The organism is Ruegeria sp. YTSB088, from assembly GCF_059609825.1.
In genome coordinates, this window is the sequence record NZ_JBXWMM010000001.1 from 364489 (window position 1) to 390879 (window position 26391).

The 26391-nt window shown below is 56.7% G+C and carries 28 protein-coding genes; 15 read left to right on the forward strand and 13 right to left on the reverse strand.

Going from position 1 to position 26391, the window contains the following annotated elements; translation table 11 throughout:
• Positions 1–25: 25 nt before the first annotated feature.
• The 3 genes from AC2FFA_RS01790 to AC2FFA_RS01800 are packed head-to-tail and all read left to right on the forward strand — an operon-like array spanning position 26 to position 2579.
• A complete protein-coding gene (locus AC2FFA_RS01790) occupies positions 26–799 on the forward strand; it encodes a beta-keto acid cleavage family enzyme (protein WP_496849599.1) in 774 nt (257 codons plus the stop codon).
• A complete protein-coding gene (locus tag AC2FFA_RS01795; protein ID WP_496849601.1) occupies positions 796–2112 on the forward strand; it encodes an aspartate aminotransferase family protein in 1317 nt (438 codons plus the stop codon). The genes AC2FFA_RS01790 and AC2FFA_RS01795 overlap by 4 nt, the downstream gene beginning before the upstream one ends.
• Positions 2113–2153: 41 nt before the next feature.
• Positions 2154–2579, forward strand: a complete 426-nt coding sequence (locus AC2FFA_RS01800; protein ID WP_496849603.1) for a hypothetical protein — start codon at positions 2154–2156, stop codon at positions 2577–2579.
• A gap of 53 nt (positions 2580–2632) precedes the next feature.
• Here AC2FFA_RS01800 and infC read toward each other — a convergent pair whose 3' ends face one another.
• The 7 genes from infC to cobA form a co-directional block, all read right to left on the reverse strand.
• Positions 2633–3223, reverse strand: coding sequence for a translation initiation factor IF-3 (infC, locus tag AC2FFA_RS01805; protein WP_496672140.1), 591 nt, complete (start codon positions 3221–3223; stop codon positions 2633–2635).
• Positions 3224–3339: 116 nt separating this feature from the next.
• Positions 3340–4173, reverse strand: a complete 834-nt coding sequence (locus tag AC2FFA_RS01810) for a ferredoxin--NADP reductase (RefSeq protein WP_117869103.1) — start codon at positions 4171–4173, stop codon at positions 3340–3342.
• Between the two features lie 109 nt (positions 4174–4282).
• A complete protein-coding gene (locus AC2FFA_RS01815; RefSeq protein ID WP_496849604.1) occupies positions 4283–4690 on the reverse strand; it encodes a DUF934 domain-containing protein in 408 nt (135 codons plus the stop codon).
• Positions 4687–5448 (reverse strand): phosphoadenylyl-sulfate reductase, encoded by a 762-nt coding sequence (locus tag AC2FFA_RS01820; protein WP_496682018.1) that lies wholly within the window; start codon positions 5446–5448, stop codon positions 4687–4689. The genes AC2FFA_RS01815 and AC2FFA_RS01820 overlap by 4 nt, the downstream gene beginning before the upstream one ends.
• Positions 5438–7102 (reverse strand): nitrite/sulfite reductase, encoded by a 1665-nt coding sequence (locus AC2FFA_RS01825; RefSeq protein ID WP_496849605.1) that lies wholly within the window; start codon positions 7100–7102, stop codon positions 5438–5440. Before AC2FFA_RS01825 ends, AC2FFA_RS01820 begins: the two co-directional genes overlap by 11 nt.
• Before the next feature lie 65 nt (positions 7103–7167).
• Positions 7168–7482 carry a DUF2849 domain-containing protein gene (locus AC2FFA_RS01830; RefSeq protein WP_299896719.1) on the reverse strand — a complete coding sequence of 105 codons (315 nt, stop codon included), beginning with the start codon at positions 7480–7482 and terminating at the stop codon, positions 7168–7170.
• Positions 7482–8258, reverse strand: coding sequence for a uroporphyrinogen-III C-methyltransferase (gene cobA / locus AC2FFA_RS01835; protein WP_496849606.1), 777 nt, complete (start codon positions 8256–8258; stop codon positions 7482–7484). Before cobA ends, AC2FFA_RS01830 begins: the two co-directional genes overlap by 1 nt.
• Positions 8259–8402: 144 nt before the next feature.
• Between cobA and AC2FFA_RS01840 the strand changes: the two genes are divergently transcribed.
• On the forward strand, positions 8403–8885 hold the full coding sequence (locus AC2FFA_RS01840) for an Lrp/AsnC family transcriptional regulator (protein WP_117869097.1): 483 nt from the start codon (positions 8403–8405) through the stop codon (positions 8883–8885).
• Between the two features lie 137 nt (positions 8886–9022).
• On the opposite strand, the gene AC2FFA_RS01845 is transcribed toward AC2FFA_RS01840, so the two are convergent.
• Complete coding sequence (locus AC2FFA_RS01845) at positions 9023–10204, reverse strand: cytochrome P450 (RefSeq protein ID WP_496849609.1); 1182 nt, start codon at positions 10202–10204, stop codon at positions 9023–9025.
• Between AC2FFA_RS01845 and AC2FFA_RS01850 the strand changes: the two genes are divergently transcribed.
• The 6 genes from AC2FFA_RS01850 to AC2FFA_RS01875 all read left to right on the forward strand — a co-directional run bounded on the left by AC2FFA_RS01850 (position 10203) and on the right by AC2FFA_RS01875 (position 17203).
• On the forward strand, positions 10203–11984 hold the full coding sequence (locus tag AC2FFA_RS01850; RefSeq protein WP_496849610.1) for a sensor histidine kinase: 1782 nt from the start codon (positions 10203–10205) through the stop codon (positions 11982–11984). The genes AC2FFA_RS01845 and AC2FFA_RS01850 overlap by 2 nt on opposite strands.
• Entirely contained in the window at positions 11981–13210 is a 1230-nt protein-coding gene (locus tag AC2FFA_RS01855; RefSeq protein ID WP_496849611.1) for a sigma-54-dependent transcriptional regulator, read from the forward strand. Before AC2FFA_RS01850 ends, AC2FFA_RS01855 begins: the two co-directional genes overlap by 4 nt.
• Positions 13211–13571: 361 nt before the next feature.
• Positions 13572–14573, forward strand: a complete 1002-nt coding sequence (locus tag AC2FFA_RS01860; RefSeq protein WP_496849613.1) for a DctP family TRAP transporter solute-binding subunit — start codon at positions 13572–13574, stop codon at positions 14571–14573.
• A gap of 111 nt (positions 14574–14684) precedes the next feature.
• Positions 14685–15362, forward strand: a complete 678-nt coding sequence (locus tag AC2FFA_RS01865) for a TRAP transporter small permease (RefSeq protein WP_117869092.1) — start codon at positions 14685–14687, stop codon at positions 15360–15362.
• On the forward strand, positions 15362–16738 hold the full coding sequence (locus AC2FFA_RS01870) for a TRAP transporter large permease (RefSeq protein ID WP_496849614.1): 1377 nt from the start codon (positions 15362–15364) through the stop codon (positions 16736–16738). The genes AC2FFA_RS01865 and AC2FFA_RS01870 overlap by 1 nt, the downstream gene beginning before the upstream one ends.
• Before the next feature lie 153 nt (positions 16739–16891).
• The gene (locus AC2FFA_RS01875) at positions 16892–17203 is read left to right on the forward strand and encodes a DMT family transporter (RefSeq protein WP_117869090.1); all 312 of its coding nucleotides are present in this window, start codon (positions 16892–16894) and stop codon (positions 17201–17203) included.
• 96 nt (positions 17204–17299) lie between these two features.
• Here the strand turns inward: AC2FFA_RS01875 and tpiA are convergent, their stop codons facing one another.
• Entirely contained in the window at positions 17300–18049 is a 750-nt protein-coding gene (gene tpiA / locus AC2FFA_RS01880) for a triose-phosphate isomerase (RefSeq protein ID WP_496849617.1), read from the reverse strand.
• Between the two features lie 149 nt (positions 18050–18198).
• Positions 18199–18564 carry a HesB/IscA family protein gene (locus tag AC2FFA_RS01885; protein WP_117869088.1) on the reverse strand — a complete coding sequence of 122 codons (366 nt, stop codon included), beginning with the start codon at positions 18562–18564 and terminating at the stop codon, positions 18199–18201.
• Positions 18565–18853: 289 nt separating this feature from the next.
• Between AC2FFA_RS01885 and AC2FFA_RS01890 the strand changes: the two genes are divergently transcribed.
• Positions 18854–19123 (forward strand): hypothetical protein, encoded by a 270-nt coding sequence (locus tag AC2FFA_RS01890; protein ID WP_496849619.1) that lies wholly within the window; start codon positions 18854–18856, stop codon positions 19121–19123.
• 224 nt (positions 19124–19347) lie between these two features.
• Here the strand turns inward: AC2FFA_RS01890 and AC2FFA_RS01895 are convergent, their stop codons facing one another.
• The 3 genes from AC2FFA_RS01895 to AC2FFA_RS01905 all read right to left on the reverse strand — a co-directional run bounded on the left by AC2FFA_RS01895 (position 19348) and on the right by AC2FFA_RS01905 (position 20973).
• Positions 19348–19710: an SUF system Fe-S cluster assembly protein gene (locus tag AC2FFA_RS01895; protein ID WP_117869086.1), complete on the reverse strand. Its 363-nt coding sequence runs from the start codon at positions 19708–19710 to the stop codon at positions 19348–19350.
• A gap of 94 nt (positions 19711–19804) precedes the next feature.
• Complete coding sequence (locus AC2FFA_RS01900) at positions 19805–20083, reverse strand: NfeD family protein (protein ID WP_117872770.1); 279 nt, start codon at positions 20081–20083, stop codon at positions 19805–19807.
• Positions 20083–20973 carry an SPFH domain-containing protein gene (locus AC2FFA_RS01905; RefSeq protein ID WP_299643197.1) on the reverse strand — a complete coding sequence of 297 codons (891 nt, stop codon included), beginning with the start codon at positions 20971–20973 and terminating at the stop codon, positions 20083–20085. Before AC2FFA_RS01905 ends, AC2FFA_RS01900 begins: the two co-directional genes overlap by 1 nt.
• A 175-nt stretch (positions 20974–21148) precedes the next feature.
• Between AC2FFA_RS01905 and AC2FFA_RS01910 the strand changes: the two genes are divergently transcribed.
• From AC2FFA_RS01910 to lon, 4 genes are all read left to right on the forward strand, one after another.
• Positions 21149–22060, forward strand: a complete 912-nt coding sequence (locus AC2FFA_RS01910) for a nucleoside hydrolase (protein WP_496849621.1) — start codon at positions 21149–21151, stop codon at positions 22058–22060.
• 63 nt (positions 22061–22123) lie between these two features.
• Positions 22124–23254: a tRNA guanosine(34) transglycosylase Tgt gene (tgt, locus tag AC2FFA_RS01915; protein WP_496849623.1), complete on the forward strand. Its 1131-nt coding sequence runs from the start codon at positions 22124–22126 to the stop codon at positions 23252–23254.
• A 92-nt stretch (positions 23255–23346) separates the two neighbouring features.
• A complete protein-coding gene (locus AC2FFA_RS01920; RefSeq protein ID WP_496849625.1) occupies positions 23347–23754 on the forward strand; it encodes a DUF6636 domain-containing protein in 408 nt (135 codons plus the stop codon).
• A 223-nt stretch (positions 23755–23977) separates the two neighbouring features.
• Complete coding sequence (gene lon, locus AC2FFA_RS01925; RefSeq protein ID WP_496849626.1) at positions 23978–26386, forward strand: endopeptidase La; 2409 nt, start codon at positions 23978–23980, stop codon at positions 26384–26386.
• Positions 26387–26391: the final 5 nt, after the last annotated feature.

The following is a 26391-nucleotide window of genomic DNA, read 5'->3' on the forward strand; positions in this document are numbered from 1 at the left end:
GTTGGAGGCAGGATAAGAGGACGTCATGACATCGAACGCAGCAAAAGCCTCTGGCAGGCCGTATATTCTGGTCGCACCAAACGGCGCCCGGCGGGGCAGACGGGATCACCCGGCGCTGCCAGTCACAACGGACGAGATCATCATGACTGCACGTGGCTGCTATGCGGCGGGTGCGAACGGCGTGCATTTGCATGTTCGGAATGCTGAAGGCAACCATTCGCTGGATGCCGGATTGTATCGCGAGACGCTGACCGAATTGCAGCGTGCGGCGCCGGGTATGGATATTCAGATCACCACCGAGTCGGCAGGAGTTTTCGACGTCACAGCGCAATTTGAGTGCCTGAAGAAGGTTCAACCAGAATGGGCATCCATTTCGGTCAGAGAGATCGCGCGAGATCCTGATCTTGCGCCTCGGGTCTACGCGTTGTGCGCGGATCAGGGAACGCGGGTTCAGCATATTCTATATGACGCGAAAGACGTGGACTTGCTTGAAGACTGGCAATTGAAAGGCGTGGTGAAAGCGGATCAGACAGACCGTTTGCTTGTGCTCGGTCGGTATAGCGAAGGTCAGCAATCTGACCCTGCGGATCTGGATGTGTTTCCCTTCAGTCGGTCAAATTGGATGGTATGCGCTTTTGGGGCGCAGGAACATGCCTGTCTGGCCGAGGCTGCGCGGCGCGGTGGCGACGTGCGGGTCGGATTTGAAAACAGCTTAACGGGCCCAGGCGGCGCACCGTGGGCAGATAACGCGGCTTCGGTCGCTGCTTTGGTTGAAACTCTTGGAAGGACTGAAACATGAGTCATGTTTTCCCGCGCCACACAAAATCCGACCTTCCCATCGCGGCGGGTGGAGATGGCTGTTATCTGATCGACGCCAGCGGCAAGCGGTATCTGGATTGCGGCGACGCGGCAGTGTCTTGTCTGGGGCATTCGAACCCGGCGGTGATACAGGCGGTGCAACGGCAGGTGGAAAAGATCGCCTTTGCACATACCGGGTTCATGACGTCCGAACCGGCTGAAGCATTGGCGGATCTGTTGATCCAGTATGCTCCCGGGGACCTGGACCGGGTGTATTTCGTCTCGGGCGGGTCCGAAGCGACCGAAGCGGCGATCAAGCTCGCGCGTCAGTACTTCCTGGAGGTTGGTCAGCCTGAACGTCGTCATGTCATAGCTCGCAAGCAGAGCTACCATGGCAACACGCTGGGGGCTTTGTCAGCTGGTGGCAACGCCTGGAGACGGGCACAGTTTGCTCCGATGCTGATCGATATGACACATATTTCGGCCTGTTTTGAATACGCCGAGAAACCTGAGGGCCAGAGCAGCTTTGACTACGGCCAACGCGTCGCCAATGAATTGGAGGCGGAAATCCTGCGGCTGGGGCCTGACACTGTGATGGCCTTTATGGCCGAGCCTGTCGTCGGCGCTACCCTTGGCGCGGTTCCGGCGGTTCAGGGATACTTCAAGCGCATCCGCGAAATCTGCGACCAATACGGAGTGTTGCTGATTCTGGATGAGGTGATGTGTGGAATGGGGCGCACCGGTCATTTGTTTGCCTGCGATCACGATGGCGTCGCACCGGATATTCTGTGCATCGCCAAAGGGTTGGGCGCAGGCTATCAACCGATCGGAGCGATGTTGTGCACGGGCGAGATATATGATGCGATCCGTGATGGATCAGGGTTTTTCCAGCATGGTCACACTTATGTCGGCCATCCCGTGGCCACGGCAGCCGCCCTGGCGGTGGTCCGTGAATTGACAGAACGTGAATTACCAACGCGCGCTGGGGTCATCGGGACCAAATTGCAATCCGCCCTGGAGGCTGCGTTTGGACAGCACCCGAATGTGGGTGACCTGCGGGGCCGTGGCCTGTTCCGTGGTGTGGAACTGGTGGCAGACCGTGAGGCAAAGACGCCATTTGATCCATCGCTGGGCATTGCCGGAAAGCTAAAGAAGGCAGCACTTGCCGAGGGGTTGATCTGTTATCCCATGGCGGGCACCAGGGATGGTCGGAACGGAGACCATATCCTGCTCGCGCCGCCTTTCATTATAGAAGAAGAACAGATAGGCGAGCTTGTCGGAAAACTGGAACGCGCTCTTTCAGCAGTGCTCTGACAATACTGTGAATGCCCTGTTCGCCCGCAGCACGTTTGTTAATGTCGCCGGCGAAGTATCAGTATGGGGCGAAGTCCATGGTGCTGGATATCTGGCGCAGTTTCCGAGCGCTTCCTTTGTGGGTGCAGATCTGGGTGGCCGCTTTTTTGGTGCCGGTTAACCTGTTTCCGCTGGCCTTTCTTGATCATCCACGGGGGCATCTGATTGCTTTACTTGCAATTGCGGGCATGGCGCTGAACGTACCGATCATGGTGGCTGCCCGCGGGATGAGCGGCGCGATGGCCCTGCCGCACGTTCTGTGCTGGGTGCCGCTGGTCATCATCGTGACGCTTCTGCTGATGTCAGAAGAATTCCTAAGCCCCGCCTTTGTTCGCTTTCTTTGGTTGCTTCTGATCGTCGACATCACATCGTTGGTGTTCGACTTCAGGGATGCGGCTCATTGGTTGAAAAGCAGGAAAGCGACTTAAAAAAGCCCCTTCGAAGGCGAAGGGGCTTTGATCGTTTCGGTATTTGGGCCGGGTTATTTCTGCGGAAGGGGGCCGATCATCATGATCATCTGACGGCCTTCCATTTTCGGCATGTTTTCGATCTTACCCAGCTCTTTGATGTCCTCAGCGACACGCTCCAGCAATTCGCGGCCCAGGTTCTGGTGTGCCATTTCGCGGCCACGGAAGCGCAGGGTGACTTTCACCTTGTCGCCGTTCTCCAGAAACTTGAATACGTTGCGCATCTTTACATCGTAATCATGCGTGTCGGTGTTGGGTCGGAACTTGACCTCTTTCACCTCGATGATCTTTTGCTTCTTGCGGGCTTCGGCTTCGCGTTTCTGCGTTTCATATTTGAATTTGCCGAAGTCCATGATCTTGCAGACCGGTGGGTTCGCATTGGGCGAAATTTCGACCAGATCAAGACCGGCATCGGCGGCCATCTGCATGGCTTTGGCGGGATGAACCACCCCGACATTTTCACCTTCGGCGCCAATCAGGCGGATTTCGGGGGCACGGATCTTGTCATTGACGCGCGGGCCGGTGTCACGTTGTGGCGGCGCGTTGTGAGGTCTGCGAGCTATGGGTTCATTCCTTTGATAATTGCAGAATTTCGAGCCCGGAATTTAAACCGGGCCGGGCCGCACTGCAAGCGGCATAAACACCGGCAGTTGCGAAAAAACAGTGTTTTGTCCGGTGTTTTTTGCGTTCGGGGCCACAAAGCTCCGAACGCAACCTACCTTTAGCCGACAAAGGCCTTTTCGATCACAAACTCCTTGGGTTCGGAATTCGCGCCTTCGCGCAGACCAAAACCTTCAAGGATTTCCTTGATATCCAGGTTGAATGCCAGCGAACCGCAGACCATCGCGCGGTCGGTTTCGGGCTTGATTCCGCCTCCTATGCCCAGATCCCTGAACACGGTGCCATCCTTCAGCAGGTCGGTAATCCGGCCCATCTTGGGGCTCTCTTCGCGCGTTGTCGTCGGGTAATAACGGATCTTGTCAGCGAAGCCTTCGCCAATAAGCTCGGCCAGCATTTCATCCTGGCGGATGCTGTCGATCAATTGGCGGCCGTATTCTAACTCGGCCACTTCGCGGCAGGTGTGGGTGATGATGACCTCGTCATAATCTTCATATGTTTGCGGTTCACGCAGCAGCGAAGCAAACGGGGCAAAGCCGGTGCCGGTTGCAAAGAACCACAAACGCTTGCCGGGCAGCAGGGCGTCATGCACCAAAGTGCCAACCGGCTTTGGGCGCAGGATGATCTGGTCACCGGGCTTGATATGCTGAAGCTTCGAAGTCAGCGGGCCGTCCTGCACCTTGATCGAATAGAACTCGAGCTCATCGTCCCACGAAGGCGAGGCGATTGAATAGGCGCGCAGCAATGGCTTGCCATTATCGCCCAGCAGACCGATCATCACGAACTCGCCCGAGCGGAAACGCAGCGTGGCGGGGCGCGTCACCTTGAAAGAGAACAGGCTGTCGGTCCAGTGTTTGACCTCGGTTACGGTTTGCGCGTCCGGCAGGACGGGGGCCTTTACGGCAGTTGCTTCGCTCACGTGCTTCATCTCTGTCATCGTTTACCTGTCGGTCTGCTAAACCGACATCTCCGTTTAATCGTTGATCCAAGTCAGGAAAAGGGGACAGATTGCCCCCTTTGTGTCACAAGCTGGCGATGTGCGCCTTTTAACCGCGCAAACGGGCCTGATAGTTGTTCTCTTTCCAGTTGGCCCGGGAAAGCCACTGATCTTCGGGCTGGCGATCTGCCAGGTCTTCGTCAATCTCAACTTCGTCAAAGCCGCTGCGACGCGCCATGGCATATTGGTCAGCCAGAACGTGACCTTTGGCGCGCAAGCGTCCCATATAGCCCTTCAGGCGCAGGGCGCGGGCGATGGTAAAGCCGCGACCATCGGCAAAGGATGGAAAATCCACCCGGACCAGCCTGGCACTGCCCAACCGATCATAAAGTTCATCAGGATCCGTGTCCGAGCTGACGTCCAGCGCAACCACGTCGTTCGCGGCATCGTCCAGAGTGACAAAGCCGTCGGTCCAGTCATCGGGCGAAAAGCCCTCATCCGTTACGATTACGTTCATGTTTTCTCTCCGATGCGCACCATCTTGCCGTCGACAAAATGAATGCCGCATTCTTCCTTGTTCTGATCGCGCCAGCGTCCGGCACGAGGGTCTTCGCCTTCCTTCACCGGCGAGGTGCAGGGCGCACAGCCGATCGATGGGTATCCTTTGGCCACCAGCGGATGCCGGGGCAGGTTGTTTTCTTCCATATAGGCGCGCACATCGTCCGGCGCCCAGTGGGCCAACGGATTGACCTTGATCCGGCCCGTACCGTCTTCGACCTCGAAAAACTCGAGCGCGGCGCGAGTTCCGGACTGGAACCGTTTTCGCCCGGTAATCCAGCCGCAATACCCGGTCAATGCCTGTTGCAACGGGAATGTCTTACGCAGGTTGCAGCACGCATCCATGTCGCGCGTACGCAGCGCGCCATAGGGGTCTTCACGTCGAATGTCTTCGTCATCCGCCCGAATGATCTTGATGTTCTTGAGCCCCAGACGCTCGCTGACTTCCTGTTGGTATTCCAGCGTTTCGGTGAACAGCATCTGGGTGTCGACGAACAGCACCGGTGTCGTCTTGTCGACCACCGCAGCCATATGAAGCAGCACCACCGATTCCGCACCGAAGCTGGAGACCAGAGCAAGTTCGTCGATCTCTTCAATGGCACCATGCATCACATCATGTGCGCTGTGGTGGCGAAACCGGGCATTCAATGCGTTGACCTTCTCGGTCAGGTCGCTTCGATCTTTGCCCAGTTCCGTTTGGATCAGGTCAAGCGGCATTCGCCCGAGCCTCGGGGTAGAGGGCGGCCTTGAATGGGGCCATGCCGACGCGGCGATAGGTCATCAGAAAGGTCTCTTCAGCACTCTCGCGCAGATCCAGGTAGGTGTCGACGATGCGTTCCACGGCCGGCACGATCTCATCATAGGCAAAGCCCGGACCGGTGCGGTCGCCGATCGCGGCTGTCTCGGTCGCGTCACCACCCAGAGTGATCTGGTAGTTCTCGACGCCTGCGCGATCCAGACCCAGGATGCCGATGTGCCCCACGTGGTGGTGACCACATGCGTTGATGCAGCCCGAGATCTTGATCTTCAGGTGACCGATATCATGCTCTAGCTTCATATCCTCAAAGCGGGTCGCAATTTCCTGTGCAACCGGGATTGAACGGGCCGTTGCCAGTGCGCAGTAGTCCATGCCGGGGCAGGCGATGATGTCGCTGATCAGGCCGATATTGGCGGTGGCCAGTTCGTACTCTTTCAGCTTCGCATGGATCGCAGGCAGGTCCGACTTGTGGACATGGGGCAGGATCACGTTCTGCTCATGGCTGATGCGCAGCTCGTCATAGGCGAATTCTTCGGCCAGATCGGCCATCACACGCATCTGCTCGGCAGTTGCATCACCCGGTGTCAGGCCATGCTTCTTGATCGAGATCGTGACGATTGCATGGTCCGCGTTCTTGTGCGGCGCGATGTTGGTATCGACCCACGAGCGGAAGACCGGATCGTTGGTGTAGGCGCTTTCGAACGGCGCAACCGAAGCCTGACGGTAGGCTGGTGGCGCGAAATGATCCTTGATCTCCTCCAGCAGGTTCATATCCGCGCCTTTGAACTGCGGGCGTACCTGAAGGAAACGCTGGTTCACCTTGGCGCGGATGGCGTCGATACCATGCTCGTGCACGGTGATCTTGATGCGCGCTTTGTATTTGTTGTCACGGCGTCCGATCTGGTTCCAGACGGAAACGGTCGCCTCCAGATAGGCCAGCAGATCATCGAATGCGACGAATTCGGAAAGTTCCTTGCCGATCATGGGCGTCCGGCCTAGGCCGCCACCGACGATGACACGAGTACCCAGAACGCCGTCACGCTCGACCAGTTGCAGGCCGATGTCATGCGCTTTGATCACAGCACGGTCGTTTTCCGAACCAGTGATCGCGATCTTGAACTTGCGCGGCATGAACTGGAATTCCGGGTGGTCGGTGGACCACTGGCGCAGCAGTTCGGCGTAAGGGCGCGGGTCGGCGACCTCATCCGCTGCGGCACCGGCGAAATGGTCGGCGGTCACGTTGCGGATGGTATTGCCCGAGGTCTGAATGGCATGCATGCCAACCTCGGCCAATGCGTCCAGCATGTCCGGCACATCTTTTAGTTTCGGCCAGTTGTACTGGATGTTCTGACGGGTGGTGAAGTGGCCATAGCCCTTGTCCCACTTTTCAGCCAGCAGGGCCAGTTGGCGCATTTGTGCGCTGTTCAGCGTGCCGTAGGGAATGGCGACCCGCAGCATATAGGCGTGCAGTTGCAGATACAGACCGTTCATCAGGCGCAGGGGTTTGAATTCGTCTTCGGTCAGCGAACCGTCGATACGGCGCTCGACCTGAGCGCGGAACTGCGCGTTACGCTCTGCCAGAAAATCTTTGTCAAACTCGGAGTAGCGATACATGTCTAGCTGTCCTTGGTTGCAGCCCCGAACCTGGGGCCTTGAAGGGGAGAGAGAAGGGCCAGAGGTCAGGCCCGGGGCTGCGGGGAAGTTTCCTGTTTGCCGTGGGCATAGTTGGACGGACCAGTGCGGCGGAAGTCTTCCCGGAAATGTGTGGGTTCGGGACCGTTTTCGCCAGCAACGGCATCGGCCAGGTAGGCGCCCACGATTTTGTTTGCCTGACGCGCGGCATCCAGCAGGCGAACCTGCGCATGTGCCTCGTCGGTGATCAGTTCTGCTTCGCTCAGGTCACGGGACCAGCGGTCATCTTCGGTCAGATAAATCACGTCGCCTTCGAGCAAGTCATTTGCAGTGACGACTTTGGGGGAAAAAGCGCGGGCCATCAGGCAAGCTCCTTGTTGAATTCGGTTACAACCTGCGCAGCTTCGCGCGGGGCAAGGCCATAGAAGGTCAGCGCCGGTCCATCCATTTCGGCGGCGGCCAGATCGGTGGGCAATTGGTCCAACGTGGTGGCCAATATCCGCTGGTCCGGACGCGAGGCATTCTCGACCAGAGTAATGGGCGTGGCGCGATCTGCGCTGTGCATGATCAGACGACCCTGAATGAACCGAGCGGATTTCTTGCCCATGTAGATCGCTGCGACGGAACCCGGCTGAGCCAAAGCGTTCCAATCGTGATCTGCGAATCCTTGCATGTCGTGTCCCGTCAAAAATCGAACCGACGAGTTGCGTCCGCGGCGAGTCAAGCTTTGACCGATGCCAGCCACGGCAGCAGAGGCCGCTGTGATGCCGGGAATGATCTGCCAGGATATACCGGCCGCATCTATGGCCTCGATTTCTTCGTCCAGACGACCAAAGACCGTGGGGTCGCCCGATTTCAGGCGCACCACACGGTGGCCATTCAGGGCGTATTCGACCAGAAGCGCGTCGATATCGCTCTGCTTCCACGAGGGGCCGAACCCGGCCTTGCCGACATCGACCAAAACGGCCTTTTGAGCGGCCATGTCCAGCACTGGTTTGCTGATGAGGCGATCGTGCAGCACCACATCCGCCTGCTCAAACGCAGTCAGCGCCTTGAGCGTCAGCAACTCGGGGTCACCGGGCCCAGCGCCGACAAAGTCGACATGGCCTATGGGGTTGGTCGTGTGAAAATCCTGCATCGGATCGTCTCGGGTGTTGTTTGACTTGACCCTCAATATAGGAAATATTCCCACCAAAGCGCCATATCGCCGCTGAAATAAGGACAAGTGTTCCGAAATTCTGGAATACCGGAACAGGGGCATCGAAACAGAAGGAAAATTGGAATGTCGGTGCGGATAGATGACACGGATCGAAAAATTCTGGCTGAGCTGCAACGCGATGCGGGCCAATCTTTGGACGAAATTGCGGCTCGGGTCGGCAGTTCAAAGACGCCTGTTTGGAATCGTATCCGTAAACTCAAAGGGGCTGGGATTATTGGTCAGCAAACGGTTCTGCTGGATGCCGAGGCGCTTGGGTTCGAGGCCACGTTCTTTGTCTTAATCCGAACTTCGGAACATGAGGCGGACTGGCAACGTAAATTTCTGAAAGCATTGAAGGATCATCCCGAAGTGCAAGAGGCGCACCGATTGGCGGGTGACATCGACTACATTCTCAAGGTCCGGGTCAAGAACGCACGTGCCTATGATCAGTTCTACCAGTCGCTCATCTCGGAGGTGCGCGTGCATAACGTCACGGCTTTATTGTCCATGGAAGAAATCAAATCCACGACGATGCTGCCGCTGAATGCATTGGCCGAGGGGGCTTAAAAACCGAGGCGCTGCCACCTCCACCCGTTCCGGGCGCGTCCTTCGGGGTGTTTTGAGCCAGATGAGCTGATGGGTGTTTTCATCCGGCCGGATTCATAATCGCCAGAGGCATCGACGATCAGCGCGTGTTACAATGATCAAGTTCTGACCAACAGCTGATTCAGCCCGTGAAAGTGATAGCTGTCAGAATAAAGTGGCGGTGCAGCCAGTTGCAGATTTGGACAGCTTTCGAACAGGATCGGCAAAGCGATACGCATTTCCAGACGCGCCAGTGGTGCTCCGACACAGAAGTGAATTCCGCCCCCAAAGCTTGTGTTGACTTCAATCGGACGGCGCGGCTGAAACATGTTCGGTTCAGCCCAGACAGCGGGGTCGCGGTTGGCTGCTCCAAGCAACAGTGCCACTTGCTCGCCGCGTTTGAATGAATGGCCGAACAGATCGACGTCCTCATACGCGTAGCGAGTGAACATGTGCAGAGGCGGGTCATAGCGCAGAATCTCTTCGATGGTTGCGTCGATTCCATCAGGTGCCAGGACGTCGGGTGCGGTATGGGTCTGCAACAAGGTTTTTACCCCGTTCCCCAGTGAATGCACTGTAGCCTCATGGCCTGCGTTCAGCAGCAAGATGCAGGTGGCAACCAGTTCGTCGAGCGACAGTTTCTCGCCTTCTTCTTCGGCACGTATTAACCGGGTTATCAGATCGTCACCGGGATCTTTGCGCCGCAATTCTATGTATTCCTGCAGGAACCCGGTAAAATCCCGAGATGACTTGGCGGCCCTATCTTCTGTGTCCTGCGTGCGATTGGCCTGATACATGGCAACCATATCGTGTGACCACTGCAACAGGTCGGGGGCCATGCTTTCGGGTACGCCGAGAAGCCGACAGATGGTGATCACCGGCACCTGAGTGCAATAGGCTTCCAACAGATCGAACGAATTACAAGGGAAGTCTTTGATCAGGCCGCGGCAAAGGTCTTCGATAGAGGGTTGCAGCGCAGAAATCGCCCGTGACGTGAAAGCGCGCATAACCAGCGACCGAAGGCGTGTGTGCCTTGGTGGTTCTGCTTCAAGCAGTGAATGGGCCTCGATGTCCAGCCATGGCGCCAGATGGGCGGGACCTTGCTCTGCCAGTTCGGGCGGAACCTCTCGTCCAAACCTGCGATCCCGAAACAGGGCGCAAACCGCGCAGGATGAAACAGCGGCGACCATACCGTAGTCCTGCCAATAGAACAGATCGCCTGCGCGTCGCGCCATGTCGTAGAACGAGTAGGGGTTTTGGACGAAACCCGGGTCTGTCGGTGATTGCGAAAAAGACTTCATGCGCCGCACACTTGCCATGCGGCGCGTTGAATGCAAGACCCTGTCTATGCACAGGGTTTGGTTCATATCCGGTTTTTTGCTCGCCGTCGGGTTATTGTCGGGGTTTGTCTGGTCTTATGGGTATCGGCAGGCCCTGTCTCAGCTGAGCGAGAAGGCAGAGGCCGATCTTGAGCTGGCGGCTGACCGGCTGAGCACGCAGATGCAAGTGTACCAGGAACTTGCCGTGCTGATGGCAACACATCCCGTTTTGCATGAATTGGAAACACAGGCCGATATACGCCAGGCTCGGGGTATGTTGCTGGACGTTGCAGACAAGACTGCCGCCGTAAACATGATGTATCTGGATAAGAACGGGCAGGTTTTGGTGTCGGCGCAACCGGTGTCCCAGCGCAACATGGCCGGGCACCCAGCTTTCCGTCGTGCGATGCAGGGCGCACTGGGCAGTGCGCATGAGGTTGTGCCCGCGGGCGATGACCGGATTTATTCCTACGCCGCCCCTGCTTTTGGCCCGTCTGGCCAGATCGAAGGCGCGCTGATGGTTGTTGCTGATGTTCAGGACGTTGAACAGACGTGGCGCGGCAGTACCGAAGCGGTTTTCTTTGTCGATTCCGATGGTGTTGTTTTCATTTCCAACAGATCCGACCTGTTGTTCTGGCGCCGGGCGGACGGTGAGGCGGGATTGACGCCGCCAGATGGTGCGGCCGTTGATTTTTCTTCAAAACAGGTCAGCAGGCACGAGTTGTGGCATTTGAACTGGGGGCGTTACCTGCCACGAGATGCGCTTCACCTGACTCTTGATTTGCCGGTTATCGATATGACTGCCGAGGTTCTGGTGGACGTGGCACCGGCCCTGCAACTTGCCAGGCTTCAGGCGGCGGCTGTCGCGGCTATTTGTCTGGCCTTCGGGGCGATGCTCTTTCTTGCCATGGAGCGGCGGCGGGCGCTGGCAGAAGCGAATGCCGTTCTGGAAAGCCGTGTGGCCAAACGTACCCATGACCTGACGGTTGCAAATGCCAGCTTACGCAAGGAAGTGACGGAACGGGAAGAAGCCGAGGCGGCGCTTCGGCGGGCCCAGGCGGACCTGGTTCAGGCGGGTAAGCTCAGCGCTTTGGGGCAAATGTCGGCAGGGATCAGTCATGAACTGAACCAGCCGCTTATGGCCATACGGCAATTTGCAGATAACGGCACAGCATTCATGACGCGGGGAAAACCTGAAATGGCCGCCGAGAATCTGGGCCGAGTATCCGAAATGGCGGCGCGGATGGCGCGGATCATCAAGAACCTTCGTGCTTTTGCCCGCAACGAAAGCGAACCAATGGGGCGTGTTGACCTGATACAGGTTCTGAACACCGCAGTTGAACTGACAGAGGCCCGCCTGCGAGATGATGATGTGACGCTGAACTGGGAGCCCCAGAACAGCGCTGTGTATGTGTGGGGGGGGGAAGTACGTTTGGTGCAGGTGTTTGTGAATCTGATCAACAATGCGGCGGATGCAATGCTGGGGCGACCTAAACGGAATATAACGATAACGCTGCGCAAAGGTGCCCGGCTGAGTGTTTCCCTACAGGACACAGGCCCCGGCATTGAAGACCCCGATCGGATGTTCGAGCCCTTCTATTCGACGAAAAGCGTTGGATCGTCGGAAGGTTTGGGGCTGGGGCTTTCGATTTCATACGGGCTGGTTCAAAGCTTCGGCGGTGATATTCGGGGCGCGAACACTGAGGATGGGGCCATGTTTACCGTCGAACTGGAACCTTGCGACAAGGAAGAGGCCGCGTGATGCGCAGGGTTTTGTTGGTCGATGATGATGCTGCCGTGCGCGAGGCCCTGTCTCAAACTTTGGAATTGGCGGACTATCTGCCAATTACCGCTGGATCCTTTGTGGCGGCCAAGGATCACATACGTCGCGATTTTCCCGGTGTCATCATCTCGGATATCCGTATGCCCGGGCGGGACGGGTTCCATCTTTTGTCTTATGCACGGGAAATCGATCCGGATCTTCCCGTGGTGCTTTTGACAGGGGAGGGCGATATTCCCATGGCTGTCGACGCCATGGGAAAGGGCGCGTTCGATTTTCTGGAAAAGCCGTGCGCCGCGTCTGACCTTTTGGAGGTGCTTGAACGCGCCTTCACAGCGCGTTCGCAGGTTTTGGAGCAAAGAGCGGCGAAATCCGAGCTGGAACGTGGAGACCCTGCCGCGCGCTTATTGTTCGGCTTGTCGCCGCAGGCCGAGGCGCTGCGCGAGCGGGTTCGAACAGTCGCTCCGACAGGTGTCGAGGTACTTGTGACAGGACCGCCGGGCAGCGGCATTTCAAAGGTCGCCGAGGTCGTGCATTTGATGTCGCCCGCAGGGCAAGGGCCGTTTGTCAAACGCACCGCTTCAAGCCTCAGCCCCGATGAATTGGCCAAAAGCTGCGAAGACGCCGCTGGCGGATCGTTGTTTCTGGACGAAGTTTCTGCCATGCCCCAAGCTACGCAATACGCGGCATTGGAGCTGATCGAGCATGGACCGAGTGGGCGTATCATTGCGGGAACGACCGCTGATCTGTCGGTGCTGAGTTCCGAAGGGCGGTTTAATGCTGACTTGTTCTACAGGCTGGATGTAATGCGCGTGCGCATTCCATCCCTCGCAGAACGTCCCGACGACATTCCGGTGATCTTCCGTCATTACGTGGCACAGGCGGCGGAACAGGCAGGAATTACTGCCCCGGAGATTTCGTCCGAGCATCTTGCGTCGCTGATGGCGAGCGACTGGCCGGGAAACGCACGATCTTTGATGTCAGCCGCGATGCGGTTTGTGCTGGGTATGCCGGAAGAAGTCGCGCAGGCAACAGATCTGGGCCTCAGCGAACAGATGGCGCGGGTCGAGCGGTCACTGCTTATCGCGGCGCTGGGTCGTCACAACGGCAAAGCGTCAGATGCGGCGAAGGCGTTGAAGCTGCCGCGCAAGACTTTTTACGACAAGCTGGCACGGTATCAGATTCGGGCTGAAGATTACCGGCGGTAACGGCCGGGCTCCCGCCACCTTTTTCCGCATTAACATGCGTCTAAAGCTGTTGGGCCAGGCAGCCCGCTAATGCGGACTGCAGTTTCGCAGCAATTGATTCGGTTGTCTTGATTCGGAGGGTGTGCGGGTTTTCGCACAAACTGGAAAATTGCTGTGCGGAATCTCGCACTCGGGATTTGAGTGCGTCGGAGGATCGTTTCAATTCACGGTTAAACACACTGAAATAAAAGCGTAAAATGGAAAATCGAACGGCGGGGAACAAATCATTGAGCGGATCGCGTTGATTCGTTTCACTTCGCTGCATCCGATACCGACCTGGTGTCGAAGGATAGTTTCAAGGAAGACTGGGAGGAAAAGACAGATGAAATTCCTGACAACGGCCGCAACCGCTCTTGCGCTGACAGTCACAGCCACCGCAGGTTTGGCAGCCTGTGACGATGGTGAGATCGTCGTCAAATTCGCGCATGTGACCAACACCGACAAACACCCCAAGGGCATCGCCGCATCGCTGCTGGAACAGCGCGTCAACGACGAGATGAACGGCGTGATGTGCGTGGAGGTCTATCCGAACTCAACCCTCTACAACGACGACAAGGTGCTGGAGGCGATGTTGCAGGGCGACGTTCAGCTGGCCGCACCCTCGCTGTCGAAGTTCGAAAAGTTCACCAAGCAGTTCCGCCTGTTTGACCTGCCGTTCATGTTCAAGAACATCGACGCTGTGGATGCATTCCAGGCTTCGGCTGATGGTCAGGCCATGAAGGACAGCATGCAGCGCCGTGGTCTGCAGGGGCTGGCCTTCTGGCACAACGGCATGAAGCAGATGTCGGCGAACAAGCCGCTGCTCGATCCGTCGGACGCTAACGGCCTGAAGTTCCGTGTACAATCTTCGGACGTTCTGGTGGCACAGATGGAGGCCATCGGTGGCAGCCCGCAGAAAATGGCGTTCTCGGAAGTTTACGGCGCTCTGCAGCAGGGTGTTGTGGATGGGCAGGAAAACACCTGGTCGAATATCTATGGCAAGAAATTCTTCGAAGTGCAGGACGGCATCACTGAAACCAACCACGGCATCATCGACTATCTGGTTGTAACCTCTGTGGACTGGCTGGACAGCCTGGATCCGGAAGTGCGCGATCAGTTCCTGACCATTCTGGCCGAAGTGACCGAGGCGCGAAACAAAGAAGCCTTTTCCGTGAACGAAGCAGCCAAAGCGTCGATTACAGACGCAGGTGGTATCATTCGTGAACTGAACCCTGAACAGCGTCAGGCCTGGGTTGATGCGATGAAACCCGTTTGGGACCAGTTCGCTGGTGACGTCGGTCAGGACAAAATCGACGCCGCGCAGGCAATCAACGCCGGGTTCTGATCCGGATAAGGTCACGCGTCCGGGGACTGGGGAGTTATCGACGCGCTGGCCGGGCGGGCTGAACAAGCCCGCCCCAACCCTTCTCATCAATAAAATTGTGGGGACAGAGAGATGTCTGGTGCGAAATCCGGCCAAGGCGGGCTGGTCGACCATATCGAAGAAACCCTGATTGCGTTGCTGTTGGGCCTGATGACGGTCGTGACATTTGCCAACGTGATCGCGCGGTTTGTTTTCAATTCCAATATCCTGTGGGCGCTTGAGCTGACTGTATTCACTTTCGGCTGGCTGGTGCTGCTTGGCGCTTCGTATGCGGTCAAGAAACACTCTCATTTGGGCGTGGACGCAATCCTGAACATGCTGGCCCCGGCGCCACGTCGCGTTCTTGCGCTGATCGCTGTGGGGTGCTGCCTGGTGTTCTCGTTGCTGTTGCTGAAAGGCGCTTATGATTACTGGGCCGTCTTCGCGGATCTACCGCCAACATCCGGACGCTGGTTCCCGACAGGGTTCAATTTCGACGCCCGCAGCCAGAGCTTCTACGAAGTGGACGATATCCCAATGGTCGCTCCGCTGCGGTTTCTGGAAGATCTGATCAACTATGGCGAAGGCTATGAAAAGCTTCCCAAGGTGGTGCCATATCTGGTGCTGCCGGTGTCGATGCTGCTGCTGGTGATCCGGTTCACCCAGGTCGCCGTTCAGATCTGGCGTGGTGAAACGGATCGCCTTGTCGCCAGCCACGAAGTCGAGGACGAGATCGAAGAAGTCCGTGCTCAGCAGGGAGAGCACAACTGATGGACGTCATTCTTCTTTTCTCGATGGTCATTGGCCTGTTGCTGATCGGTGTTCCGATTGCAGTTGCGCTTGGCCTCAGCTCGACACTGTTCCTGCTGATCTATTCTGATAGTTCGTTGGCCTCGGTCGCGGGTACGTTGTTCGAGGCGTTCGAAGGGCATTTTACCCTTCTGGCGATCCCGTTCTTCATTCTGGCCTCGTCTTTCATGACGACCGGCGGTGTGGCACGGCGGATCATCCGGTTCTCAATCGCCTGTGTCGGGCATTTGCCCGGCGGTCTTGCGATCGCCGGCGTGTTTGCCTGCATGCTGTTCGCAGCACTGTCCGGGTCATCCCCGGCGACCGTGGTCGCCATCGGCTCGATCGTCATCGCGGGAATGCGTCAGGTGGGTTACTCCAAGGAGTTCGCCGCCGGTGTGATCTGTAACGCAGGTACGTTGGGCATTCTGATCCCTCCGTCCATCGTGATGGTCGTTTATGCTGCAGCTGTTGAGGTCTCGGTTGGACGCATGTTCCTTGCGGGTGTTATTCCCGGTCTGATGGCAGGGCTGATGCTGATGATCACCATCTATGTCATGGCCAAGGTCAAGAACCTGCCCAAAGGCGAATGGAAAGGCTGGGGAGAGGTCTTTACCTCAGCCCGCGAGGCCGGTTGGGGCCTGTTCCTGATCGTGATCATTCTGGGCGGTATTTATGGCGGTATCTTTACACCGACCGAAGCCGCTGCCGTTGCTGCCGTCTATGCGTTCTTCATTGCCAGCTTTGTGTACAAAGACATGGGACCGTTGAGCATGGAAGAAGGTGCGCAGAATCTGCCGCTGCTCAAAAAACCCTATGCGCTGATCACAGCGTTCTTCCATCCGGACACCAAGCATACGCTGTTTGAGGCTGGGAAACTGACTGTCACGCTGCTGTTTGTCATCGCCAACGCTCTGATCCTCAAGCATGTTCTGACCGACGAGCAAGTACCGCAGCATATTGCCGAGGCGATGCTGTCGGCGGGCCTTGGTCCGGTCGCTTTCCTGATTGTGGTGAACGTGATCCTGCTGATCGGCGGTCAGTTCATGGAGCCGTCGGGCCTGTTGGTGATCGTTGCGCCTCTGGTGTTCCCGATTGCCATCGAGCTGGGCATTGATCCGATCCATCTGGGTATCATCATGGTGGTGAACATGGAAATCGGGATGATCACACCTCCGGTTGGTCTGAACCTGTTCGTGACCTCGGGCGTTGCGGGTATGCCGATGATGAGTGTTGTGAGGGCGGCGCTGCCGTTCCTGGCCGTGCTCTTCGTTTTCCTGATCATGGTGACGTATATTCCGTGGATATCGACCTTCCTGCCCAACACCTTCATGGGACCGGAAATAATAACCAATTAGATGGTCCGACAATGAACAAAGCCGGGTGGTTTCGACCGCCCGGCTTTTTTGCGTCTTGAAACCATGTGCAGAGTTCCTATCTGGGATTCAGAGGACGACCTCTCCTTTCTGGAACATCATTCGGGACGACCCGAACGGATACGAGGTTGCCTTATGCCCTGGATATTTCTTTTGTTTGCCGGTCTTCTGGAAATCGTCTGGGCGGTTGCCATGAAGCAATCAGCCGGGTTCACCCGATTGTGGCCAACGGCCGTGATGGGCGTTTCGATGATAGGCTCTTTCGGGCTGTTGGCGCTGGCAATGCGCGATTTGCCGTTGGGCACCGCCTACACGATCTGGACCGGGATCGGCGCAGTGGGGGCGTTCAGCGTCGGTGTTCTGTTTTTGGGTGAAGCGCTGACGCCCGCACGATTTGCTGCGGCGGTTCTGATCGTGACAGGCCTTGTGGTGATGAAGCTGGCCTGAAGCCTTAGGCCAAGCCTGAGCGCGTCGTCAGGGAGCGGGACACACATGAAAAAAGACCGTTTTTGGGCCGAAGATATTGCGGAATAAAGCCCGGGTTCAGACGCTTTCCAACGCTTGAATGATGCCCGAAAACTCTGACGCCTTCAGGCTGGCACCGCCTACAAGTGCGCCATCGACATTGGAAACTGCAAAGATGTCCGCCGCATTGCCGGGCTTCACCGAGCCACCATAGAGCAGACGGACGGAACGGCCCACGCCTTCGCCAAAGCGACGCTCCAGCCGGGCGCGCATGAAGTCGTGAACTTCCCCGATTTCTTCCAATGTCGGAACTTTGCCGGTGCCAATTGCCCAGATCGGTTCATACGCGACGATCAGGTTCTCGCCGGTTGACTGATCCGGAATCGAGCCGGACATCTGGCCGCCAATTATGTCGAGTGTATTGGCCGCCTCCCGTTGCTCAAGGCTTTCGCCGACGCAGATGATCGCCTTCAGGCCCGCATCCATCGCCGCACGCGCTTTGGCCCGCACAACTTCGTCAAGCTCGCCGTGGTCCACGCGCCGTTCGGAATGGCCCAGAATGACCGATGTTGCTCCGGCATCCACCAGCATATCGGCACTGATATCTCCGGTATGCGCGCCGGATTTCGCTGCATGACAGTCCTGACCACCAACAGAGATAGCGGTTCCCTGAACGGCAATTGATGCGCGGCTGAGCAATGTGGCCGGGGGACAAATCAGGATGTCGACCGATGCCTTGGGATGGCTCTGAGACAGCGCCTTCAACTCACCCAGCTCAGCGCCGGTCCCATTCATTTTCCAGTTTCCAGCCGCCAGCTTCCGCCGCATATCGGTATCTCCCTGATCATCCGGTGATTTAGGGATGCGGATAGCATTGTCGGGACCATCTTACAATTCTGCTCGACGGATGATTTCGGGAGCAGAAATCAACGATTGAGCCTCCTTGCGCCGCTCAGATGTCGTGTTGTGAGGCGGGCTTAGCTTTGTTGGGCGATGTTTTCGTCGAACTTGATCGATTCTCCGCAGCCACAGGCATCGACGACGTTCGGGTTCTTGAATTTGAAGCCGGCTTCCAACAACGACACTTCGTAATCGATCTCGGTTCCGAACAGAAACATCTGAGCCATTGGAGCAATCATGATGCGTGCACCATCCTGCTCGACGACTTCGTCATGAGGATCTGCCTGATCGACATACTCCATGGTGTATTCCATGCCTGCACAGCCGCCTTTCTTGACACCAATGCGCAAACCAGCGTGACCGCCTGAATTCATCAGGCGGGTAATCTGCTCTGCGGCTTTGGGCGTCATGGTCACAGCCTGTTTGCCGGGGATGCCGAACATGTAAGTCTCCGTTGTCGCGCGTTACACCCAATCTAGGGTCCAAGCCCCTCGGGCTCAAGGCAATGTGGTGTAAAGAATGTGAATTCGCTGTTAAGCATAATGTTTCCGGGTCGCCGATCCGATAACTTGCCTTGGTACGGGAGGCGGGGTTAGCATCGATCTTATGAAGTTTTGGAACCCTGCCTGAATTAATAGCATGACATGAAGTGGTATAAATATGAAATATTTAGAGTCGAAAGTTAAAGTAATTTTTTTTGCGACCGCACTTTTTTCCGTAAACGTGTGTGTGATGTCCGTCCAAGCTTGGGCCACGACGGGATCTGAACGGCATCCGGTGAATTGTTCAACGGCAGAAGGGGATTTGCGTGCCATTGCGTCGGAAAAGAAACACGCGGAAGACATGCAACTGGAAAGCATTGCCGCCATCACTCCTGCCGGCGCTCTGCTTGGGCTGGTCACTGGTACCGAGCAAAAAAGACTGCAAATGCTGTCGGGAGATTACATCAAACAACTGGACGCCAGAGCCGCTGAAATCAAGGAAACCTGCAATCTGAATTGACCGCCGTTATGAGAGCGGAAAAAAAGGACCGTTCTCGGGCAAGAACGGTCCATGTTATTGGGCCAGGAATCCGGGGGGCGGTCATAACACACCCAGCCTTCGATACAGCATTCTTCAATGCCAACCACAGGTATTATCTGTCAGGATTGTGACAGGTGCTGCACGAATGCGTGACGAAAATACTAATGTTTCGTGACAGTTGGCTGGGATGAAGTGCCTGGGTTCTACATAAAGCCCAGTTCCAGACGGGCCTCATCCGACATCATCTCCATGCCCCAGGGCGGCTCCCATGTCAGTTCGACATCAACTTCTTTGACACCTGCAACGGGTTCGATTGCCTCGACAATCCAGCCGGGCATGTCGCCCGCGACCGGACATCCGGGCGCCGTCAGGGTCATGATGACCTTCACTGCGTTGTCCGCTGCAATGTCGATCGTATAGATCAGGCCCAGGTCGTAGATGTTGACCGGAATTTCAGGGTCATAAACTGTGCGGCACGCTTCGACCACGGCCTCGTAAAGCGGGTGTTCAATCGTTGACGGCGCAATAAGCGGGGTGCCTTCAAACTGTTCGCTCGGGTGAGTCATCTTTGCCTCGGGTCAGTTGCCTGAGTGATTATATAGGGAATACCTGCAACAGCGTCCAGTAGGGGAGTGGCGCTCGGGTGAGCGTCACTATGTCTTAGTCATTGATGTCATGGGTGAAGGTTTTGACCTGGCCGTGCGGCAAGGCGAAGAGCTTGCGCAGGACAAGCCATGCGATCAACGAAAGCACTGCGAAGATCAGCGCGAGAACATGCAACGACATTGTCATTCCGGGGATGACGAGGATAAGACCGGTGATCGCGGCTCCGATCGCAAAGCCCAGAAAGATGAACCCGGGCAGAACGATTTCCAGGATCCCCAGTGCCAGCGCGGCCGCCAGCCAGATCCACCAGGTCAGCCAAAAGGGATCAGCCATCATCTACCTCCTTTGAGCATTTTGAACGCATCGCCAAAGGCTTCAAGTGCGTTGGCGGGTACGACGATTGTCTGCTTTCCAGATCCGTTGCCCAGCGCATTAAGGGCTTCAACTTGCTTCAACGCAACCTGATACTGGGCAGCTTGGATGCCATTGTCCTGAATGGCCTTGGCGACGACGCCTGTCGCGTATGCCTCGGCCTCGGCCTGAATGCGTCGTGCCTTGGCGGTTTGTTCTGCCGCGTACAGCTCGGCATCAGCGTGCAATTCGACGGCACGTTTCTGACCTTCGGCTTCGGTCACCTGCGCGCGGCGGGCACGTTCCGCGTTCAGCTGTTGCAGCATGGCATCGCGGGTGGCCTGATCCAGATTTACATCCAGAATCTCGGCCCGGGTGACTTCAATCCCCCAGTCATCCACAGCAGTTTCGACGCTTTCCTGAATGCGTGTGATCAACTGGGCGCGGTTCGACTGTACCTCGTCCAGATCCATCTTGCCGATCTCGGCGCGAACGATACCAGCAACGGTGGTTGCAATCGCACCATCAACATCGCGGATTCGATAGACTGTCTTTTCCGGCTCGAGAATGCGGTAAAAGACAGAGGTGTCGATCTGCACCAGAACGTTATCCTTGGTGATCGCGTCTTGCGTCGCATTCGGCAACTGCCGTTCGAGGATCGAGATCTTGTGGCGGGCGACGTCCAGAAACGGAACAATGAAATTGATGCCAGGGCCAAGCACCGAATGCAGTCTTCCAAACCGTTCTACAACATACTTTTCGGATTGCGGAACGATCTTGATGCCCTTGAGAATAACGATGACCACCAGCACGGCGGCCAGAAGGTAAATGATGTTTGACGAAAGCAGTCCAATGATCTGATCTTCGGTCATTCTGTCCTCTTTTTATTGTGTACAATGGTATACATTTGGGGATTGAGTCGCGGGATTTCAACTCTGGTATGGAGGGAAAACCGCCAGATGCAAACGCCTCACTATGGGAATTTAGCATTGAACTGAACTGCTGTGACTGCTTTGCATCCCGGCTTGTTTGCGGTATCGGGCGGGGATGAAATTGATTATCGATACGGATCCAGGCATCGACGATGCCATGGCGATCGCCTATGCCGCCGCTGCGCCTGAATTTGACCTGATCGGCCTGACCACGGTGTTCGGCAACACACATGTTCACCAGTCCAGCCGCAATGCCCGGTTCTTGCTGGACAAGCTGGGTCTGGACCTTCCGGTTGCAGAAGGGGCCTCATTCCCGCTGGGGACTGATAGTCATGCACCGTCTGAACATGTGCATGGCCCGGAAGGGTTCGGCGATTTCACCGAAGTCCCCGAGTTAGGATTAAACCACGATCTTCCGGCCGCAGAGTTCCTGGTTGAGATGGCCCGGATGTATAAAGAAGAGTTGGTCCTGTGTGCGGTCGGACCGCTGACCAACATTGCCAACGCAATGCGGTTGGACCCGGAATTTGCCGGTAATCTTGGCCGGTTGGTGATCATGGGCGGTGCCGTGTACTGCTCGGGCAACATCACCGAACATGCCGAAGCCAATATTTATCATGATGCCCTTGCAGCAGACGAGGTCTTTTCCGCTCCGCCCGAAACGGTTCTGGTTGGTTTGGACGTTACCCTGAAGACGCTGTATGAGACTGCAGATTTCGAAGCCTTGGCGCAAAAATCGCCCGACATGGGATCTTTTTTGCGAGACATCTCTCGCTTCTACCTGAAATTCTACAAAGAAATCGGCGGATTGGAAGGATGCGGCCTGCATGATTCAACCGCTGTGATCGCCTGCTCGCACGGGGCGATGTTCGACATGGTCGAAACCGGGCTGCGTGTTGTGACGGAAGGCGATCGGATGGGTGCGACGCAACCTGACCCGGATCGTCCAGTGGTTGGTGTTTGTCGCGATGTGGATGGGGCAGGGGTCGTGCGTCTGTTTACCGAACGTGTTGCGTCCTTGCCCTGACGGGTTGCAAAGACCGATCGGATCGGGCAAATCCTGCCCGGTTCGGCGATCCGAGGCGATGACATGACCCAGCAATTCTCTTTCAAGCTCAAGGCAGCAGACGGCAAGGCCCGTACCGGTGTTATCAACACACCGCGTGGCGAAGTGCGTACACCTGCCTTCATGCCAGTTGGTACCGCGGCGACAGTCAAGGCGATGATGCCCGAAAGCGTCCGTGCCACAGGGGCCGATATTCTGCTGGGCAACACCTATCATCTTATGCTGCGTCCCACGGCCGAACGGATTGATCGTCTGGGCGGGTTACACAAATTCATGAACTGGGACCGTCCCATCCTGACGGACTCGGGGGGGTTTCAGGTCATGTCGCTGGCCGGTTTGCGCAAGCTGACCGAAAAGGGTGTGACCTTCAAATCCCATATCGATGGGTCGAAACACGAGCTGACACCTGAACGGTCAATGGAAATTCAACGCCTTCTTGGTTCCGACATCGTGATGTGCTTTGACGAATGCCCCGCGTTGCCCGCAGATCGTGACCGGATCGCCGAATCCATGCGTTTGTCGATGCGTTGGGCAGAGCGGTCCCGTGACGCATTCGGGGATCGCCCTGGGCATGCTCTGTTCGGTATCATGCAGGGTGGTCTTGAGCAGGACCTGCGGGAAGAAAGCGCCAAGGCGTTGAAGAATATTGGCTTCGAAGGCTACGCCGTGGGCGGCTTGGCTGTGGGCGAGGGGCAGGAGGCCATGTTTGACTGCCTCGATTATGCACCCGATTTCCTGCCCGTGGACAAGCCGCGTTACCTGATGGGCGTTGGCAAGCCGGATGATATAGTCGGAGCAGTGGCGCGAGGGATCGACATGATGGATTGCGTCTTGCCGTCCCGTTCAGGCCGTACCGGTCAGGTGTTCACCCGCTATGGCGTCGTGAACATCAAGAACGCGCGCCATGCAGACGATCCGCGCCCGCTGGATGAGAAATGTTCATGCCCGGCCTGCGCAAATTACTCACGCGCCTACCTGCACCATGTGTTCCGCGCCAACGAGATGATCTCGGGTATGTTGCTGACCTGGCACAACCTTCATTACTTTCAGGAAATCATGCAGGGCATGCGGGACGCGATTGCTGAGGGCACCTTTGATGCGTGGCAGGCCGAGTTCCATGCGCAACGCGCGCAGGGCGATGTCGAGCCCCTGTAACCGGTCCATTCGGGTGACATTTGCGTGGTTTTTCGGTATCCTGAAACCACTTCAAGCAATGCCATTTTCGTTCGCGACCCGGAGAGTCTTTCATGTTTCGCTTTTTCCTCGGCGCAGTGTTTTTTTGCGCCACCCCTGCAATTTCAGACGTCTGGACTTTTGAAACCCCTTCCGAAAACATTCAGTGTTCGGTGGGAGAAAGCGCGGATTCATCGGACATCCAGTGCACGATTATTGAAAAATACGGCCCACCAGCGATGCCACGTCCCGCGAATTGTCAAACTGACTGGGGGCATGACTTCCTGATGTTCGATACCGGCCCTGTGGAAATGCTGTGCCAGCCGCTAAATCGGAACCAGGACGGATTCGACCGTGCGGAATACGGCGTCACCGGTCGGTTCGGAGGATTTACCTGCAGCTCTTCCACAAAAGGTCTGGAATGTCGCAACCGGGACGGCCACGGGTTTTTTCTATCTCGGGCGGTGCAGCGGGTGTTCTGACCCTGGAATTGCGCATTGCATACGCATGTCACACTAATTTCGGTGGATATGTCCCCGGGACATCTTGCAGTCCCGAAAACCTCGGTTCATGCTGAGACACATTACATGGCGGTAAGGTTGAAAAAGGGCGATGAGGCCCCACCTTTATCGTCCAAGACAGGAGATGGCCGGATGTTGCCTCGATGAGGGACAAGCGCCATCTTGCCAACGATAAGGATAGAGCATGCAAGAGCCTCTGAACTCCTCATACCCCGTTCTGCCGCTGCGCGATATTGTGGTGTTCCCGCATATGATCGTGCCGCTCTTCGTGGGCCGAGACAAATCCGTCCGCGCGCTGGAAGAGGTGATGCAGGACGACAAACAAATTCTGTTGTCCAGCCAGATTGATCCGGGCGTCGATGACCCGGATGAGGACGGTATTTACCGGTCCGGCGTTCTGGCCAATGTGCTGCAACTGCTGAAACTGCCCGATGGCACCGTCAAGGTGCTTGTCGAAGGGCAGGCGCGCGTACAGATCACCGAGTTTCTTGAAAACGAAGAGTTTTTCGAAGCGCGGTCGGAATATCTGACCGAGATTCCGGGAGACGTTACCACGACCGAAGCCCTGTTGCGCACCGTCGCGGACGAGTTCGAACGCTATGCCAAGGTGCGTAAGAACATCCCCGAAGAAGCGCTGACGGCCGTGGGTGAAACCACCGAGCCGGCAAAACTGGCCGACCTTGTGTCGGGCCATCTGGGCATCGAGGTCGAACAAAAGCAGGACCTGCTGGAAACGCTCAGCGTCAGCGAGCGGCTTGAAAAAGTCTATGGCCTGATGCAGGGCGAAATGTCGGTTTTGCAGGTCGAGAAAAAGATCAAGACCCGTGTCAAATCCCAGATGGAGAAGACCCAGCGAGAGTACTATCTGAATGAGCAGATGAAGGCCATTCAGAAAGAGCTTGGCGATGGCGAGGATGGCAGCAATGAAATTGCGGAGCTGGAAGCCAAAATCGCTGAGACCAAGCTGTCGAAGGAAGCGCTGGAAAAGGTGGAAGGCGAGCTGAAGAAGCTCAAGAACATGTCGCCCATGTCGGCCGAAGCCACGGTTGTACGCAACTATCTGGACTGGATTCTGTCTTTGCCGTGGGGTACCAAATCCCGCGTCAAAAAGGACCTGGCGCGCGCGCAAGACGTTCTGGATGCCGATCACTACGGCCTTGAGAAGGTTAAGGAGCGGATCGTTGAATATCTGGCCGTTCAGCAGCGTTCGAAAAAGCTGAAAGGCCCGATCATGTGCCTCGTGGGCCCTCCGGGCGTGGGTAAAACCTCGCTTGGTAAGTCCGTTGCGCGGGCGACCGGGCGCGAATTCATTCGTATCAGCCTGGGTGGCGTACGTGACGAATCCGAAATCAGGGGGCACCGCCGGACATATATCGGGTCGATGCCCGGGAAGATCATTCAGGCGCTGAAAAAGGCGAAAACCACGAACCCTCTCATTCTGCTCGATGAGATCGACAAGATGGGGCAGGATTTCCGTGGTGATCCGGCTTCGGCGATGCTGGAAGTGTTGGACCCGGAACAAAACAGCACGTTCATGGATCACTACCTTGAGGTCGAATATGACCTGTCCAACGTGATGTTCCTGACCACGTCCAACAGCTACAACATGCCAGGGCCACTGCTGGACCGGATGGAGATCATTCCTCTGGCCGGCTATACCGAGGACGAAAAAAGAGAGATCGCCAAGCAACACCTGATCGCCAAGCAGGTCAAAAACCATGGTCTGAAAGCCAAGGAATTTGAACTGACCGATGAGGCGCTGCAAAAGATAATCCGCACCTATACCCGCGAGGCTGGTGTGCGGAACCTCGAGCGTGAAATCGCCAAGGTGGCACGGAAGTCGCTGACCAAGATCATCAAGAAAAAGGCGGAAACCGTTACGGTCACGCCTGAAAACCTTGATGAGTTCCTGGGTGTGCCAAAGTTCCGTTACGGTCTGGCCGAGCAGGACGATCAGGTTGGTGTCGTGACCGGTTTGGCCTGGACCTCGGTTGGGGGCGATCTGCTGCATATCGAGGCGTTGAAGCTGCCCGGTAAGGGTAGGATGAAGACAACTGGTAAGCTAGGCGATGTGATGAAAGAGTCCATCGATGCGGCTTCGTCTTATGTGCGGTCGATTTCTCCCAAGATAGGAGTGAAGCCGCCGCAGTTCGACAAGATCGACATCCACGTGCACGTGCCCGATGGCGCAACGCCCAAGGATGGTCCGTCGGCGGGTCTGGCGATGGTGACATCCATCGTGTCGGTTCTGACAGGTATTCCTGTTCGTAAGGACATCGCCATGACGGGCGAGGTCTCGTTGCGCGGGAACGCAATGCCGATTGGGGGTTTGAAAGAAAAACTGCTGGCTGCGCTGCGCGGTGGTATCAAGACGGTCCTGATCCCGGAAGAAAACGAAAAGGATCTGGCGGATATCCCTGACAATGTGAAGGAGGGATTGAAGATCATCCCGGTCAAGCACGTCTCGGAGGTTCTTGAGCATTCTCTGGTTCGTACACCGGAACCAATTGAATGGGACGAAGCGGCCGAGGAGGCCGCTGCAGCGGCAGCGGCCTCTTCTGACGCGACGGTGCCATCAGCCACTGCACACTGAGCAGA